The 15,088-nt window shown below is 67.9% G+C and carries 15 protein-coding genes; 4 read left to right on the forward strand and 11 right to left on the reverse strand.

Annotation, left to right across the window (positions count from 1 at the left end; all coding sequences use genetic code 11):
- The 3 genes from GVY39_RS21745 to dapE form a co-directional block, all read right to left on the reverse strand.
- On the reverse strand, positions 1–573 hold the full coding sequence (locus tag GVY39_RS21745; protein ID WP_159927451.1) for a TIGR00730 family Rossman fold protein: 573 nt from the start codon (positions 571–573) through the stop codon (positions 1–3).
- Entirely contained in the window at positions 567–1,376 is an 810-nt protein-coding gene (locus tag GVY39_RS21750) for a TIGR00730 family Rossman fold protein (protein WP_159927453.1), read from the reverse strand. Before GVY39_RS21750 ends, GVY39_RS21745 begins: the two co-directional genes overlap by 7 nt.
- Before the next feature lie 126 nt (positions 1,377–1,502).
- A complete protein-coding gene (gene dapE / locus GVY39_RS21755; protein WP_159927455.1) occupies positions 1,503–2,606 on the reverse strand; it encodes a succinyl-diaminopimelate desuccinylase in 1,104 nt (367 codons plus the stop codon).
- Between the two features lie 95 nt (positions 2,607–2,701).
- Here dapE and dapD point away from each other — a divergent pair, with 95 nt between their 5' ends.
- Positions 2,702–3,649 (forward strand): 2,3,4,5-tetrahydropyridine-2,6-dicarboxylate N-succinyltransferase, encoded by a 948-nt coding sequence (dapD, locus tag GVY39_RS21760; protein ID WP_159927457.1) that lies wholly within the window; start codon positions 2,702–2,704, stop codon positions 3,647–3,649.
- A gap of 233 nt (positions 3,650–3,882) precedes the next feature.
- Here dapD and GVY39_RS21765 read toward each other — a convergent pair whose 3' ends face one another.
- The 5 genes from GVY39_RS21765 to GVY39_RS21785 all read right to left on the reverse strand — a co-directional run bounded on the left by GVY39_RS21765 (position 3,883) and on the right by GVY39_RS21785 (position 8,630).
- Positions 3,883–4,413: a class IV adenylate cyclase gene (locus GVY39_RS21765; RefSeq protein WP_159927459.1), complete on the reverse strand. Its 531-nt coding sequence runs from the start codon at positions 4,411–4,413 to the stop codon at positions 3,883–3,885.
- Positions 4,414–4,570: 157 nt separating this feature from the next.
- Positions 4,571–5,758 (reverse strand): helix-turn-helix transcriptional regulator, encoded by a 1,188-nt coding sequence (locus GVY39_RS21770; RefSeq protein ID WP_159927461.1) that lies wholly within the window; start codon positions 5,756–5,758, stop codon positions 4,571–4,573.
- 565 nt (positions 5,759–6,323) lie between these two features.
- Positions 6,324–6,638: a putative quinol monooxygenase gene (locus tag GVY39_RS21775; RefSeq protein ID WP_159927463.1), complete on the reverse strand. Its 315-nt coding sequence runs from the start codon at positions 6,636–6,638 to the stop codon at positions 6,324–6,326.
- Between the two features lie 150 nt (positions 6,639–6,788).
- Positions 6,789–7,178, reverse strand: a complete 390-nt coding sequence (locus GVY39_RS21780) for a PPOX class F420-dependent oxidoreductase (protein ID WP_159927465.1) — start codon at positions 7,176–7,178, stop codon at positions 6,789–6,791.
- A 33-nt stretch (positions 7,179–7,211) separates the two neighbouring features.
- Positions 7,212–8,630 (reverse strand): acyl-CoA synthetase, encoded by a 1,419-nt coding sequence (locus tag GVY39_RS21785; RefSeq protein WP_159927467.1) that lies wholly within the window; start codon positions 8,628–8,630, stop codon positions 7,212–7,214.
- Between the two features lie 136 nt (positions 8,631–8,766).
- Here GVY39_RS21785 and GVY39_RS21790 point away from each other — a divergent pair, with 136 nt between their 5' ends.
- The gene (locus tag GVY39_RS21790) at positions 8,767–9,618 is read left to right on the forward strand and encodes an oxygenase MpaB family protein (RefSeq protein ID WP_159927683.1); all 852 of its coding nucleotides are present in this window, start codon (positions 8,767–8,769) and stop codon (positions 9,616–9,618) included.
- Between the two features lie 183 nt (positions 9,619–9,801).
- Positions 9,802–10,518 (forward strand): hypothetical protein, encoded by a 717-nt coding sequence (locus GVY39_RS21795; RefSeq protein WP_159927469.1) that lies wholly within the window; start codon positions 9,802–9,804, stop codon positions 10,516–10,518.
- A 5-nt stretch (positions 10,519–10,523) separates the two neighbouring features.
- On the opposite strand, the gene GVY39_RS21800 is transcribed toward GVY39_RS21795, so the two are convergent.
- Positions 10,524–11,156, reverse strand: coding sequence for a TetR/AcrR family transcriptional regulator (locus GVY39_RS21800; protein ID WP_159927471.1), 633 nt, complete (start codon positions 11,154–11,156; stop codon positions 10,524–10,526).
- A 167-nt stretch (positions 11,157–11,323) separates the two neighbouring features.
- On the opposite strand from GVY39_RS21800, the gene GVY39_RS21805 reads away from it, so the two are divergent.
- Complete coding sequence (locus GVY39_RS21805) at positions 11,324–12,187, forward strand: oxygenase MpaB family protein (protein ID WP_159927684.1); 864 nt, start codon at positions 11,324–11,326, stop codon at positions 12,185–12,187.
- 11 nt (positions 12,188–12,198) lie between these two features.
- On the opposite strand, the gene pruA is transcribed toward GVY39_RS21805, so the two are convergent.
- Together pruA and dapC are read right to left on the reverse strand one after the other, a co-directional pair.
- Positions 12,199–13,836: an L-glutamate gamma-semialdehyde dehydrogenase gene (pruA, locus tag GVY39_RS21810; protein ID WP_159927472.1), complete on the reverse strand. Its 1,638-nt coding sequence runs from the start codon at positions 13,834–13,836 to the stop codon at positions 12,199–12,201.
- Positions 13,837–13,973: 137 nt separating this feature from the next.
- On the reverse strand, positions 13,974–15,083 hold the full coding sequence (gene dapC / locus GVY39_RS21815) for a succinyldiaminopimelate transaminase (RefSeq protein ID WP_159927685.1): 1,110 nt from the start codon (positions 15,081–15,083) through the stop codon (positions 13,974–13,976).
- Between the last annotated feature and the right edge of the window lie 5 nt (positions 15,084–15,088).

Raw genomic sequence — 15,088 nt, forward strand, 5'->3', positions numbered from 1 at the left:
TCAGCTCTCCTCAGCACGGGTACTCGGCGCTTCCAGTGCCGCGAAGGCGGACGGAAGATCGGTCACCACGGTAATCCGGGACAAGGCTGTCTGGGGCACGAACTTCCGCTCGTACAACTCATCCAGCCAGGAGAACAACCCGCGAAAGAAACCATTGGGATCCAGCACAACCACCGGCTTCTCATGCTGTCCCAGATAGCCGCCGGTCCAGGTTTCGAAGAACTCTTCCAGCGTGCCGATGCCGCCGGGCAGGGTGAGGAAGGCGTCGGCGCGGTCCTCCATCACCTGCTTGCGCTGGCGCATGGTGTCGGTGACCACCAGTTCGTCGGCGTCGACATCGGCGACCTCGCGGTGCACCAGGTGCTTCGGGATCACGCCGATGGTGTTCGCACCGCCGGCGCGCGCAGCGGTGGCGACCGCGCCCATCATCGAGACGTGCCCGCCGCCGGACACCAATTGCCAACCGCGGCGGGCTATCTCGGTGCCCACCCGGGCGGCCAGCGAAAGGTAGTCCTGGTCGGTCGTGCTCGCCGAGCAGTAGACACAGACGGCGAAAGGCCGCTCGCTCACCATTGATCCTCCGTCCCGATCGCGTCCTCGGCGCCGCCTGCTTCCGCGGCGGCCTGGATGATGTGCACGAGTTCCTCGACGCTGTCGGTCACGTGCAACAGGTCGAGGTCACCCGGGGAGATCTTGCCGGAACCGCCCAGCGAATCGCGCAACCAATCGACCAGCCCGGCCCAGTACCTGGTGCCGAAGAGGATGATCGGGAACCGGGTGATCTTGCGGGTCTGCACCAGCGTCAGCGCCTCGAACAACTCGTCGAGGGTGCCGAAACCCCCTGGCAGGCAGATGAACGCCTGGGAGTACTTCACGAACATCGTCTTGCGGACGAAGAAGTACCGGAAGTTGATACCCAGATCGACCCACTCGTTGAGGCTCTGCTCGAACGGCAGCTCGATGCCGAGGCCGATGGAATAACCGCCCGCCTCGCAGGCGCCCCGGTTGGCCGCTTCCATCGCGCCCGGCCCGCCGCCGGTGATCACGGCGAAGCCCGCCCTTGCCAGCGCGGCGCCGATCGCCATGCCCGCCTGGTACTCCGGATGGTCGGCGGACGTACGCGCCGAACCGAAGACCGTCACCGCCCGCGGCACCTCGGCGAGAGCGCCGAACCCTTCGACGAACTCGGCTTGGATGCGCAGCACGCGCCAGGGGTCGGTGTGCACCCAGTCCGTATCGCCGCGCTTGTCCAGCAGATTCCGGTCGGAGTTGCCCATCTCGTCGGCACGATCGCGGCGGAACATGATCGGTCCGCGGAACTTCGGGGTCGACTTCGGTTTGTTGGCGACCTCACGGTCCGCGGCGTCGGTGGACATGCGTTCCACGCTACCGCCCGGCAAGGGCCGCTCACGGGCTGGACGGGAGAAGACGTCCGACGTTCAGCCGGGGGCAGGGAGGGCGAGACGCGGTCGCAATCTCGGAGTCCGGCGCCGGAGTCTCGTTCAGGCCGGCGTGCCGGTCAGATAGCCCCTCAGCATGGCGGTGACGGCGGTGATCTGAGCGACGGGAACGTGCTCGTCACGCTTGTGCGCGAGGTTGGGGTCGCCGGGTCCGAAGTTGACGGCCGGAATGCCGCGGGCCGCGAAGCGCGAAACATCCGTCCAGCCATACTTCGCGCGCACACCGCCGCCACCGTGGCGCTGCACCGAGGCGATGAGGTCCTTCGCCGCAGGGGCGGTCAGGCCCGGCAGTGCGCCCGGAGCCGAGTCGGTCACCTCGAAGGAGAGCTCGAGTCCCGCGAAGACCTCGCGTACGTGCTCGACGGCTTGGTCGACGGTGCGATCGGGCGCGAAGCGGAAGTTGACGTCCACCTCGGCGGCGTCGGGCACGACGTTGCCCGCCACGCCGCCCGTAACCCGGACCGCGGACAAGCCTTCGCGATACACGCAGCCGTCGATGTCCACATCCCGTGCGCGATAGTCGGCGAGCCGCTGCAGTATCGGAGCCAACCGGTGGATCGCGTTGTCACCCAGCCATGCTCGCGCCGAGTGCGCGCGCACACCCGAGGTGCTCAGCCGAACGCGCAGGGTGCCCTGGCAACCGGCCTCTATCCAGCCGCCGGACGGTTCGCCGAGCACGGCGAGGTCGCCGCTGAGCCAGTCGGGCAGATCGCGCTCGATGTGGCCGAGCCCGTTGAACTCGGCGGCGATCTCCTCACCGTCGTAGAGGATCAAGGTCAGGTCGTGCACGGGGTCGGCGACGGTCGCGGCCAGGTGCAGGAAGACCGCGTCGCCGGATTTCATGTCCACCGAGCCGCAGCCGTAGAGGACCGGCTCACCCGCCGGGTTCACGTCGAACCGGCCGGGCACGTTGTCGGCGATCGGCACGGTGTCCAGATGCCCGGCCAGGATCACCCGGGTCGGCAACCCGCGGTGGGTGCGCGCCAGCACCACGTTCCCGTGCCGGAGGATCTCCCATCCCGTCGTCTGCTCCCGCAGCGCCCGCTCCACCACGTCGGTGATGGCGGCCTCGTTCCGCGAAACGCTCGGAATGTCGACGAGCGCGGCGGTCAGTGTGATCGGGTCGGCATGCAGGTCGATGGTCACGCGCTTCACCCTACGGCCGCCGAGCGGCCGTGCGGCTGTGGCGTGGGAAGTAGCAGGCGAACCACCGCCTCGTGCGGGTCGGTAACCTCTAGGCCGTGAGCATCCAGGGAGCAGCAGCAATCGGTATCGCCAATGTCACCGCGGACGGGACCGTGCTGGACACGTGGTACCCGAACCCGCAGCTGGGTGAGTTCGCCGAGACCGGCACCAAGCGCCTGGACGAGGCGCCCGCCGAGTACGCGGCGCTGCTCGGCTTCGACGACGCGCGCGGGGTCGACGTGATCGCGGTGCACACCACGATCGCCGACCTCTCCGCCGCCCCGGTCGACGCGCACGAGGTCTACCTGCGGCTGCACCTGCTCTCGCACCGCCTGGTCAAGCCGCACGAAGTGAGCCTGGACGGCCAATTCGGCCTGCTCACCAACGTGGTGTGGACCAACCACGGCCCCGCCGCGGTGGAGGGCTTCGAGGCCACCCGCGCCAAGCTGCGCGCCCGCGGCCCGGTCACCGTGTACAGCGTGGACAAGTTCCCGCGCATGGTCGACTATGTGCTGCCCTCCGGCGTCCGCATCGGCGACGCCGACCGGGTCCGTCTCGGCGCGCACCTGGCCTCCGGCACCACCGTCATGCACGAGGGGTTCGTGAACTTCAACGCGGGCACGCTCGGCGCGTCCATGATCGAGGGCCGCATCTCCGCGGGCGTCGTGGTCGGCGACGGCTCCGACATCGGCGGCGGCGCGTCCACCATGGGCACGCTGTCCGGCGGCGGCACCACGGTTATCTCCATCGGCGAGCGATCCCTGCTCGGCGCGAACTCCGGCCTTGGCATCCCGCTCGGCAACGACTGCGTGGTCGAGGCGGGCCTCTACCTGACCGCGGGCACCAAGGTCACCACCCCGGACGGCACCCTGGTCAAGGCCGCCGAGCTGGCCGGTCGCGACAACCTCCTGTTCCGCCGCAACTCCGCCACCGGCGCGGTCGAGGTCGTCCCGCGTAAAGGCACCGGCATCGAACTCAACGCCGACCTGCACGCCAACGACTGATTCTCCACTGGCACAAGGACCGATATCGGCAAGGGCTCGAGACCGGCGTGAAACCGGCCTCGCTGCCCTAGGCCGCCCGGCCAGTCCGGAGATCGCTGGGCGGGGATCGGGGGCGATCCGTTGCACGCTCCGCGCGTGGCACTCGGACGAGTGAACCGATGATCATGCTCGGCGCGACCCAGCGCCCATCCTCTACGTGCGTCTGCCGCCACTGGCGACAAGATCGGACGCGCTCAAAACCGTAGTTCGCGGACGGCGTCGAGGTCGATGCCGTGCCGTGCGTAGATCTTGATCGTGTTCTCGCCGGTGAGGTCGGCTTCGGCGTAGCCGAGCAGTTCGGCGATCCGGATCACTTCGTCCTTGGTCGCGGCTTCGATCTCCAGGTACGGCGGAATCCCTGGCCAGGTGTCGACCTCGAGCTGTGCGCCGTCGAGCGCGAAGCTGATCCGCTTGTTCTCCTGGTAGGACTTCGCGGTGAACCCCAGCATCTCGAGCAGCGCGTTGGTGGCGGTGAAGTCGTCGACGCTCACTTCCACTTCGTGAGTGCCGTCGATGGCGTCGCTGGTGATCTGCTTGACGGCGAGCGTGGTCCCATTTCCATTGTCACGCAGCCTGATCCATTTCGACGCATCACCCGGCGTGATGTCATAGACGTAGCGGCGCATGAACCGCTCACCGAGCCGTCGCCCGCCCTTGTCCACGATGTGCTGTTCGATGGTGCCGGGGTTGATATCGAGGATCTTGGCTTCGTGCTCGATTGGCACTACTTGCTCCTTTCAAGTTGTGACGAACTCGCCTGGCATCGGGTTTCGGTTTTCGCCAACGGCCGGTGTACAGCCCGGGACACGACGGAAGCCTGTCTGTGAGCGCCCGCCGACGACCACCTATCGCCCTCGTAGCCACGACATCGACATTCTGGCTCTATACAGCACGGGTCGAACGCAGTTCCTGGCCCAGGGCGCCAACAGCTTCGTTCGTCATCCATTTCGTAGTCATCTCGCGATGGAGGCAGCGAATGAATCCGGTCAATCTGGATCCTGGCGTCGCTACCGCGACCCGCAATGCCTCCGATGCTCGCTGGCATGCGGCTTCGGGTTCACCGATACCCGCCAATGCGCAGGCCGATTCTGCGACGTACCAAGTAGCCCATTCGGATCCCAGGATCTCGGGATCGAAGCCCGCCAATCCACGATCGAGCGACACGACGGCCTTGTCCCACTGCCGAGCCAGGCGATAGGCCAAGCCACGCTGCATTTCGATGAACGAGTCGGAGTAGAAGTACTGAGAATCCGGTCGACTCGGGTCCCCCCGCGCTATCAACTCCGCCGCCTCATCCAGTTTGGCTTCCATCGCACTGAGATCACCTTCGATTGCGTGTCCACGGCCCTCCTGCTGGACTGCCAGCGCAAGGACAGTAGAACTCAGTGCATCGCCATCACGCTGCGCGGCTCGAGATAGGCCGATCATCGGACCGACCTCACCTGCCATCCATGCGACATGACCTCGCATGGACAGCGCAGTGGCGATCATGTCTCGGTTACCGCTCTCGGTGGCCAGTTCGAGCGCGACGCGATAATGCTGGACCGCGGCAGCATGATGTCCGAGATTCGCATGGAGCCAACCTGTGAATTGCTGCCATCCAGCGGCTACGCCGACCATGGCGGCACGGTCCGACTTCCGGGCCTCGGCGGCGAGCGCTGACGTGACCCGTGTTTGACATACTGCCAGCGGCAGAACGAGTTCGGACCCGATCCGATCCTCCAACCGTCTGGTTTCCGACAGCAGCCTTCCAAGTTCCGCAGCCAGCCCGCGATCGATGTAGCGCCGTTCCGCCATGGCAGACGACTCACGCGAATGCAACAGGGTTGACTGCTCATCGGCGTCTACCGGGGCGATCAGACTTTCATAGATGATCGCGAGCGCTCCGTCGGATTCGAGAACCCGATCAAGCTTCCGAACAATATCCAGCGGAGGTTTGCGGCGGCCATTTTCCAGACGCGACAACGCACCAGGGTCGTAACTGAGGCTGCGCGCCAGCTCTCTGACCGACAGACCCGCCTGCGATCGCCGCCGCCGCAGTTCGGCTCCGAACGCTTCCCAATTCTGCATCCAGCCCCCTCTCATCACGCCCCTGAGCAGCGTTGCGACGCTGCCGAACCATTCGGCAACACCTTGGCCACAGTGCAACGCTAGCGCGAATCCCGCAGTCGCAGGCCGCTTCTGGTAGCCCCGCCGCCGGGTTGATCCGACCTCCATCGGTATCCCCGGCAGCGGGTGCTCACCACTGAAGCGCGATCAGGAAGCAGGGGTTCGGGACCGGGCTCTGGCCACGAGGTTGGCCGCACGAAGCTCCCGACCACCGCCTGAGCGTGGCCGAAGCCCACGCCATCATGCAGCGCCACAGGGGGTGCCGCATACAGGACTGCCCGCGCAAGGCAGCAGCACGGCAAACACTGATCGAGGCGGGCCGCATGAGACCGGACACCGCACGTGAGTACTGAACGGCGCTAGGACCTTCGAAGAGGAAAAAGACTCTGGTCCTCTTGGGAGGACCGGAGCCGACTTCAGGGAGCGAAGCGGGACGGGGTCCGTGGTGGAACTGGCCCTCGATGCAGGTGTGCCGGTGGATGTGGTGTGGCCCGACGGCGCGGCCAGGGGATGACGGGACAGCCGGTCATCTCGGGGCGGGCAAGCCCTTCGCGCCGACGGGCGACAGGAACTCCACGCGAGAAGAGGCGACGTACTTCTCCCGCTGGCTCAGGAAGTGCCGGGTGTGTGGCTGCCGCTCATGCTCCCGGAATGCCTCGCGGTCGCGGTACACCTCGTAGAACACCCGCGCCAAGGGCTCTCCCTCGACGGAATGCGTGGCATACACCAGCGTTCTGGGTTCGAATTGAGTGACCGCCCCAACGGTCTCGGCTACCAACTGGTCGAACTCGGCAGCCTTCTCGCCATCCTGCAGGTCGAACCTCACCACGAGCGCGAACATAGCCCTCCTCGGCACCGGTATACGGTCACCGTACAGGGCGGGGGCAGCCGCACGCTCCAACACCGGCGTCGCGTCGGCTCGCCGCCCGCTGGTACAACCGAGCAATTCGACGGCGAACAGGTGCAGGCGGCCGCGAATCGCTGAGGACGATCAAGGCGTATCGGTCTGGTCGGTCAAACCGAAGGCGATGACCCGTTGGGGATGGATGCGGATCATTTCGCGGGAGACGCCGGAGATGTAGGGCTCGACGTCGGTGAGCGCTTCGGCGGAGCCGCGGATCTCCAAGCAGCGGACGCGCCAGGGTTGGACCGAGGCGACGTCGTCGACCACGAAGGCGACGCGGTCGTTGGTGGCGAGGCTACGGAATTTCCATGATGCGCCCATGTTCCAGCCCGCGATGTCGATGGTGCCCAGCTCGGGGTTGTAGCGAAAGCCGACCGGGTTGTTCTGGGGGGTGCCGTCGGGCCGGACGGTGGCCAGACGGCCCAGCCGCTGGGTGTGCAGGTAGTCGATCTGTTCGGGTGTCAAGGTCGCGGTCATGCGCCGACCGTAAAACCTCTACCTGACTCGAGGTCAACCCAGCTTCTTCTTCTGCACCTTGCCCATGGCATTGCGCGGCAGTGCGTCGACCATCCGGATCTCGCGCGGGCGCTTGTGCACCGAGAGTTCTCCGGCCACGTGGTCGATCAGTTCGCGTTCGGACGCGTTGCCGCGCAGCACGACGAAGGCGGTGATGCGCTGGCCCAGGTCGTCGTCGGGCAGGCCGACCACGGCGACCTCCGCGACGGCGGGGTGACCGAGCAGCACCGTCTCGACCTCCCCCGCCCCGACCCGGTAGCCACCGGACTTGATCAGGTCCACCGATTCCCGGCCGACGATGCGGTGGAAGCCGTCGGCGTCGATGGCGGCGACGTCACCGGTCCGGAACCAGCCGTCCTCGGTCCAGCTCTGCGCGGTCGCCTCCGGGCGGTTCAGGTAGCCGTCGAAGAGCATGGGCCCGCTGACCTCGAGGCCGCCGATGCTCTCGCCGTCGTGCGGGACGGGGGCGCCGGACTCGTCCCGGATCCGGGTGCGCACGCCGCGTACCGGCGTGCCGACCCAGCCGGGCCTGCGCTCGCCGTCGGCCCGGGTGGACAGCGTGATCATGGTTTCGCTCATGCCGTAGCGCTCGACCGGCGCGTGCCCGGTCAGCTCGCGCAGTCGTTCGAACACCGGTACGGGCAGCGGCGCGCTGCCGGAGACCAGAAGCCGCGCGTCGGCCAATTGCCTCGCCGAGTCGGGGTCGTCGACCACTCGCGACCACACGGTCGGCACGCCGAAGTACAGCGAACCCTTCGCGGCCGCGTAGGCCTGCGGCGTCGGCTTGCCGGTGTGGACGAGCGGACTGCCCACGCGCAGCGGGCCGAGCACGCCGAGGATCAGTCCGTGCACGTGGAACAGTGGAAGCCCGTGCACCAGAGTGTCCCCGGCGGTCCATGCCCATGCCTCGGCGAGGGCGTCCAGGCCTGCGGCGATCGCGCCCCGACTGAGCACCACGCCCTTGGGCAGGCCGGTAGTTCCGGAGGTGTAGAGCACGAAAGCCGTCGTGGCCGGGTCCGGTTCGGGGTAGGTGTGCCATGACCTCGCGTGCCGCCGCACCGGCACCACGGGCAGGTCGGCGTCCTCCGGCGCCGTACCCAGCCATGCCTGCGCGCCCGAGTCGGCCAGGATGTGCGCCCGTTCCGCGGTCCCGGAGTCCGGGGGCACCGGCACCACCGTGACGCCCGCGATGAGGCAGCCCACCACCGCGAGCACGGTCTGGACGGTCGGCTCGGCCAGCACCGCCACCCGCTCCGCGCGCGCGACGCGTTCGGCCACCGAAGTGGCCGCGCCCAGCAGGTCGCTGCGAGACAGGGTGGTGCCGTCGATGCTGACGGCGTCGGGGATGTCCGCTCCGCCTGCGACGGCGAGCGGGTTGAGGGAACTGAGCAGCAGCGGCGGACCGAACGGCATTCGACCACGCTACTTCGCCGGGCTCGGGCGGCCTCGCGGTGTCCCGCGCCGACGAGCCGTCGATGTGATGGTTGACACTCCTGCTGACGCGGTGAGAAAGTTGTTGCACAGCCTTCTCAGTACTGCGAGGTCGATGATGACCAAGCCACTTCGCGCACCGCATCGCCACGACTCGCCGGACTCCTTCGACGTCGGGCAATATCTCGACGGCATAGCCGGCCTCTTCGGCGGCGTCGCGAACGTCATCATGCAGTTGAGTACTCCACCGGTCGGCTATGGCGTCCTGGAGAGCAGGGTCGACAGCGGGAATGTGATGTTGCATCCGATCAAACGGCTGCGCACCACGCTGACCTACCTGTCCGTGGCGATGCTCGGCACCGACGAGGAACGCGCGGCCTACCGCGAGGCGGTCAACGTAGCGCATCGCCAAGTCCACTCGACGGCCTCCAGCCCGATGCACTACAACGCCTTCGATCCCACGCTGCAACTGTGGGTCGCGGCGTGCCTGCACTGGGGAGCCCTGGATCTGTACGAGCGCATGCACGGCCCGATGGACGAGGCGACCGCCGACGCCTTCTACCGCCTGGGCGCCCGGCTGGGCACCACCCTCCAGATGCCCGAAGCGATGTGGCCCGTCGACCGGCGCGCCTTCGACGCGTACTGGGCCGCGAATCTCGCCAAGACCAGCATCGACCCGGCGGTCCGCGCCTATTTCGACGACCTCATCGAGCTGCGCATGCTGCCGCGACCGGCACAGTTGGCGTTCGGGCGGCTGCATCGCTTCTTCGTGACCGGCCTGCTGCCGCAGCACCTGCGCGACGAGATGGGCATGACCTGGACCGACCACGACGAGCGCGTGCTCGGCCACATCCTGCGCGCCGTCGGGGCCACGCAGTCCCGCCTCCCGCGACCGATCCGCGCGTTCCCGCTGAACGCCTACCTGCTGGATATGCGCGTCCGGCGTCGTCTCGGCCTGCGTCTCGTGTGAGAGGCCGACTCCGCGCGTTGTCGAATCCGACTCGAGCGGCCGCAGCGGACGGGAACGAGCGCAACGGACCCGTTTCATTCGAGCAATCGCAGGGCAACCGAATCACGTACGCCCCATCGTGCGTACGCGGCGCTGTCCCGATCGACGGTCCGATGCCGTGCCGCAGCGAGCCAGGAGGAGAAGATGGGCTTTCGAATGATGGCGACCGCGCTGCTCGCCGGAGCGTTCCTCGCACTCTCCGCGCCGGTCGCCTGTGCCGAGAACGGCGAAAGCGAAGTGGCCGCAGTGCCGCCCCGCACCGCGATCTCCATTCGGACGGTGCTCGGCCCCGGCTGGGGCACGGCGAACGAACACGAGTCACGCTCGAGCCTGTCACTGGCCAAGCTTTTCATGGCCGACTACGCCCTGCGCCACGGCGACGGCTCGCCCGAGGACCGCGTCCTAGCCGAGCAAATGATCCGCTATTCCGATGACGGCGCGGCGACCACGATGGAGGCCAAGTACCCCCAGGCCGTCGCCGCCATCGCCGCCGAATACGGCCTCACCGCGACGGTCCCCGGCCCCAACTGGGGCGCGGGGGCGACCAGCGTCGCTGACGTCTCCGACTTCCTCGCCGCCAAACTGCGCACCGACCCCGGATCTCCGATCTTCGAATGGATGGCCGCCGCGGGTTCGACCGCGCTCGACGGCACCGAGCAGGATTGGGGCACCGCCCGCTTGCCGTTCGTACTCGGCACCAAGTGGGGTTGGTCGGACTTCGGCGAGCCGGAAGTCGCCTCGGCGTCCTACGGTCCCGGTTTCGCGGTGACCGCGCACACCCGTGGCACCGCGGCCGAGCAGACCGCCGACGTAATGGCCGCCCTCACGGCGATGATCACCGGATCCCCGCGGCAGCGCTGAGCCCGCTAAGGCACCCGGAACGACACCACCACGTGGTCGCGCGCGAACTGCCGGATCGACGCGTCGTCGCCGAGCGGGATGACGGTCTGCGGGGTCAGCGCCAGTGAGAGCGCGGTGCGGGCGATCATCTCGGCCAAGGGCTCCGGATCGTATTGCGGCAGCTTGCCTTCGCGCTGCAAGCGGGTGATGAACTCGGCGAGGTAATCACGGCCGAGCTCGATCACCGGGGCACCCTGCGTGGTGAGATAGGGCAGCACGAGCTCGGGTTCGGTGGCCAGCAGCCGGTGGATCAGCTGATTGCCGCGCAGTCCGTTGATGAACGCCGCGAACAGTTCGATGATCTGCTCCTCGGCGCTCGCGTCCCGGTCGACCTGGCGCTGGAGCGCGGCGTCGACCTCCTCGATGAACTCGCGGGTCTGCCGCAGCCCGACGGCCTTGATCAGATCGGTCTTGCTCGCGAAGCGGCGATAGAGGGTGGCCAGGGACAATCCGCCGCGCCGCGCGACCTCGACCATGCTGGTGCGCTTGATACCGAAGTCCAGGAACGCCAGCAGCGCCGCGTCCAGGACCCGCGTCTGGTTGCGATCCTCCGGGGCGGCGCTGCGCACGAGCGGCAGCAGTCTGGTCAGCCTGGCCATGCTTCAACCCCTATCCGCGACAGCGAAACGATGACGCTTTCAGCATTGCATATCGTCACAGACCCTCACGCTGATTGACAGCTCTTCGAGTCGATGAGAAAGTTGATGCATAATCTTCTCATCGCTTGATTCTCTGGATCGGGCGGAAACGAAAGACGAGGTCGATGATGACCGCCCCGCTGCGCACCGCCGAGCACGAGCCGGACCCGAGCCGGCCTCTCACACCGGAGACGGTCGGCGAGTACGTCGACGGCATCGCCGCATTCCTCGGCGGCGCCGCCAACGTCATCATGCAGCTGAGCCTGCGCCCGGTCGGGCGCGGGGTCCTGGAAAGCACCGTCGACAGCGGCAAGGTCACCCTGCACCCGATCAAACGGTTACGCACCACGCTGACCTATATCGCCGTCGCGCTGCTCGGATCGGATGCCGAACGCGACGCATACCGCGAGGCGGTCAACGGATCGCACCGTTCGGTGCGCTCCACCCCGGCGAGCCCGGTGAAGTACAACGCCTTCGACCCGAACCTGCAGCTGTGGGTCGCCGCCTGCCTCTACTGGGGCATCGATGATCTCTACACCCGGATGCACGGCCCGATGGACGCCGCCACCGCGGACGCCTTCTACAGCTACGCCGCGCGGCTGGGCACCACCTTGCAGATGCGGCCGGAGATGTGGCCGGCGAATCGCGCGGAATTCCAGCGGTACTGGAACGAGAACTTGAAGCAGCGCGGCATCGAGCCGGAGTTGCGGGACTACTTCAACGGTCTGATCGACCTGAAGATGATGCCGCGACCTGTGCGGGTCGTCTTCGCCGGGCTGCAGCGGTTCATCGTCACCGGCCTGCTCCCGCAGCACCTGCGCGAGGAGATGGGCATGACCTGGACCGACCGCGACCAGCGCCGCGTGGACCGGCTGCTGCGGACGATCGGGGCGGTGCATCGGCGACTGCCCCGATCGGCACGGATGTTCCCGCTCAACGCCTACCTGTTCGATCTGCGCAGGCGGTTGCGGCGGGGAAAGCCGCTGGTGTAGAGCTACTTACCCTACTCACCCCGCATGTGCGGGTAGCGGTGGTCCACGGGCGGTACGAAGGTCTCCTTGATCGTCCGCGGCGCGACCCAGCGCAGCAGGTTCAACGGTGAACCGGCCTTGTCGTCGGTGCCGGAGGCGCGCGCCCCGCCGAAGGGCTGCTGACCGACCACCGCGCCGGTGGGCTTGTCGTTGACGTAGAAGTTGCCGGCCGCGAACCGCAGTGCGGCGTCGGCTTGTTCGACCGCGTACCGGTCCTGCGCGAACACCGCGCCGGTCAGCGCATAGGGCGCCGCCGACTCGACTTCGGCGAGAATCGCGCTGTAGGCGCCGGGCTCGGCGTCGTCGTAGACGTACACCGACAGGATCGGCCCGAAGTATTCGGTGGCGAACGATTCGTCGTGCGGGTTGTCCACCAGCAACACGGTCGGCCGCACAAACCAGCCTTCGCTGTCGTCGTAGGCGCCACCGACCGGGATGGTGACGCCCGCGTCCACCGCGCGCCGGATAGCCGCCACGTTCTTGTCGAACGCGCGCCGATCGATGAGCGCGCCACCGAAATTCGACAGATCCGCGACGTCACCGTAGCTGAGCTCCCCGGTCTCGTGCAGGAACTCATCTCCCATCGCGCGCCAGACCGACCGCGCGATGTAGGCGCGCGAAGCCGCCGAACACTTCTGGCCCTGATACTCGTAGGCCCCGCGAATCAGGGCGGTGCGCAGCGCGTCCGGATCGGCCGAGGAGTGCGCGACGATGAAGTCCTTGCCGCCCGTTTCACCGACCAGGCGCGGATAGCCGTGGTAACGCGCGATATTCGCGCCGACCTGCTGCCACAGGTACTGGAAGGTCTTGGTGGAACCGGTGAAATGGATACCGGCCAGCCGCGGATCGGCCAGCGCCACCTCCGACAGCTGCACTCCATCGCCGGTGACCAGGTTGATCACGCCGGGCGGCAAGCCCGCCGCCTCGAGCAGCCGCATGGTGTGGAACGCCGACAACGTCTGCGTCGGCGACGGCTTCCACACCACCGTGTTGCCCATCAGCGCGGGCGCGGTCGGCAGATTCCCGGCGATCGCGGTGAAGTTGAACGGCGTGATGGCGTAGACGAACCCTTCCAGCGGCCGGTAGTCCATCCGGTTCCACACCCCCGCGCTGGACTGGGGCTGTTGCTCCAGGATCTCCCGGGCGAAGGCGACGTTGAACCGCCAGAAATCGACCAGTTCGCACGGCGCGTCGATCTCCGCCTGCTGGACCGACTTCGACTGCCCGAGCATGGTGGCCGCCGCGACCGTCTCCCGCCACGGACCGGCCAGCAGGTCGGCGGCGCGCAACAGCACCGCGGCGCGTTCCTCGAACGGCATGGCCCGCCAACCCGGTGCGGCCGCGATCGCGGCGTCGATGGCGCCGTGCGCTTCCGAATGTGTGATGTCGGTGTAGGTCCCCAGCACCTGGCGATGCCGATGCGGTGCGACGATGTCGTGCCGCGCACCGATGCCGGGACGATGTTTGCCGCCGATCACCAGCGGCACGTCGACGGGCTCGGCGGACAGCTCGGCAAGTCTGCCGAGCAGTAGCTCCCGTTCGGGACTTCCGGGCGCGTAGGTGCGCACCGGTTCGTTGCGGGGCGTGGGGACAACCGTGACAGCGTCCATACCTCAGGCTAGCCCTCCGGGCCGGGCGCGCGCGGACGCCGACACACCCGGATGGCCGTGGAATCGAGCAGCCCGTCGCCGGTGCCGTCGGCCGACCCTATTCGAGGTGCCGCGCTCGTGCGAAACGTTCCCGGGGGTCAGCCCGCGGCCAGTCGCTCGGCCGCCGCAGCGATCCGCTCGTCCGTTGCGGTCAGCGCGATCCGTACGTGCTCGCTCGCGCCGGGACCGTAGAAGTCGCCGGGAGCGGCGAGGACGCCGCGGTCGGCCAGCCAGTCCAAAGTGGTCCGGCACGGCTCGCCGCGCGTCGACCACAGATACAGGCCCGCCTCGGAGTGATCGATCCGGAAACCGGCTCGCTCCAGCGCGTTTCGCAACACTTCGCGCCGGGCCCGGTACCGCTCACGCTGGCGCGCCTCGTGCGCGTCGTCGCTGAGGGCGGCCGTCATCGCGGCCTGGATCGGGAACGGCACCATCATGCCCGCGTGCTTGCGCACCTCGAGCAGCTCGGCGATCAGCTCCGGGTCACCCGCCACGAAACCGGCACGGTAGCTGGCCAGGTTGGAGGTCTTGGACAGCGAATGCACGGCCAGCAGGTTGGTGTGGTCGCCTTCGCACACCTCCGGGTCGAGCAAGGAGACAGCGCGACCCTCCCACGTCAATCCCAGGTAGCACTCGTCGGAGGCGACGATCGCGCCGCGCTCCCGTGCGAAGGCGACCACCTTGCGCAGATGATCGACGCCGAGTACCCGGCCGGTCGGGTTGGAGGGCGAGTTCACGTAGATCAGCGCGGGATTCTGCGGGCCGAGGCGGGTCAATCCGTCGGCGCGCAGCACCTGCGCGCCCGCCAGAAGTGCGCCGACCTCGTAAGTGGGATAGGCGACCTCGGGGATGACGACCAGGTCGCCCGAGCCGAGGCCGAGCAGCCGCGGCAAGCCCGCGATCAGCTCCTTGGTGCCGATCGCGGGCAGCACGGCCGCGGGTTCGAGTCCGGTGATCCCGTAGCGCCGCTTCAGCGCGTCGACCGCGGCCGCGCGGAGCTCGGGGGTGCCATGCGTGGTCGGGTATCCGGGGACCGCGGCGACGGAGTTCAGCGCCGTCCGGATCAGCGGGTCGACCGGGTCGACCGGAGTGCCGACGGACAGGTCGACGATCCCGCCGGGGTGAGCGGCCGCTCGCGCCTTCACCGAGGCGATGGTGTCCCAGGGAAAATCGGGCAGCAGACTGCTGACCCGGCCACGCGGTGACACGTCAG

Source organism: Nocardia sp. CY15 (assembly GCF_009829295.1).
Classification (GTDB): Bacteria; Actinomycetota; Actinomycetes; order Mycobacteriales; family Mycobacteriaceae; genus Nocardia; species Nocardia sputi.

Excerpts from the sequence above, each read along its gene's own strand:
- GVY39_RS21775 (WP_159927463.1), bottom strand. The coding sequence starts at position 6,638 with ATGTTCGCGCTCGTGGTGAGGTTCGACCTGCAGGATGGCGAGAAGGCT.
- GVY39_RS21800 (WP_159927471.1), bottom strand. The coding sequence starts at position 11,156 with ATGGCCAGGCTGACCAGACTGCTGCCGCTCGTGCGCAGCGCCGCCCCG.
- GVY39_RS21785 (WP_159927467.1), bottom strand. The coding sequence starts at position 8,630 with ATGCCGTTCGGTCCGCCGCTGCTGCTCAGTTCCCTCAACCCGCTCGCC.
- GVY39_RS21805 (WP_159927684.1), top strand. The coding sequence starts at position 11,324 with ATGACCGCCCCGCTGCGCACCGCCGAGCACGAGCCGGACCCGAGCCGG.
- GVY39_RS21770 (WP_159927461.1), bottom strand. The coding sequence starts at position 5,758 with ATGCAGAATTGGGAAGCGTTCGGAGCCGAACTGCGGCGGCGGCGATCG.
- GVY39_RS21750 (WP_159927453.1), bottom strand. The coding sequence starts at position 1,376 with ATGTCCACCGACGCCGCGGACCGTGAGGTCGCCAACAAACCGAAGTCG.
- pruA (WP_159927472.1), bottom strand. The coding sequence starts at position 13,836 with ATGGACGCTGTCACGGTTGTCCCCACGCCCCGCAACGAACCGGTGCGC.
- GVY39_RS21745 (WP_159927451.1), bottom strand. The coding sequence starts at position 573 with ATGGTGAGCGAGCGGCCTTTCGCCGTCTGTGTCTACTGCTCGGCGAGC.
- GVY39_RS21790 (WP_159927683.1), top strand. The coding sequence starts at position 8,767 with ATGACCAAGCCACTTCGCGCACCGCATCGCCACGACTCGCCGGACTCC.
- GVY39_RS21780 (WP_159927465.1), bottom strand. The coding sequence starts at position 7,178 with ATGACCGCGACCTTGACACCCGAACAGATCGACTACCTGCACACCCAG.
- GVY39_RS21795 (WP_159927469.1), top strand. The coding sequence starts at position 9,802 with ATGGGCTTTCGAATGATGGCGACCGCGCTGCTCGCCGGAGCGTTCCTC.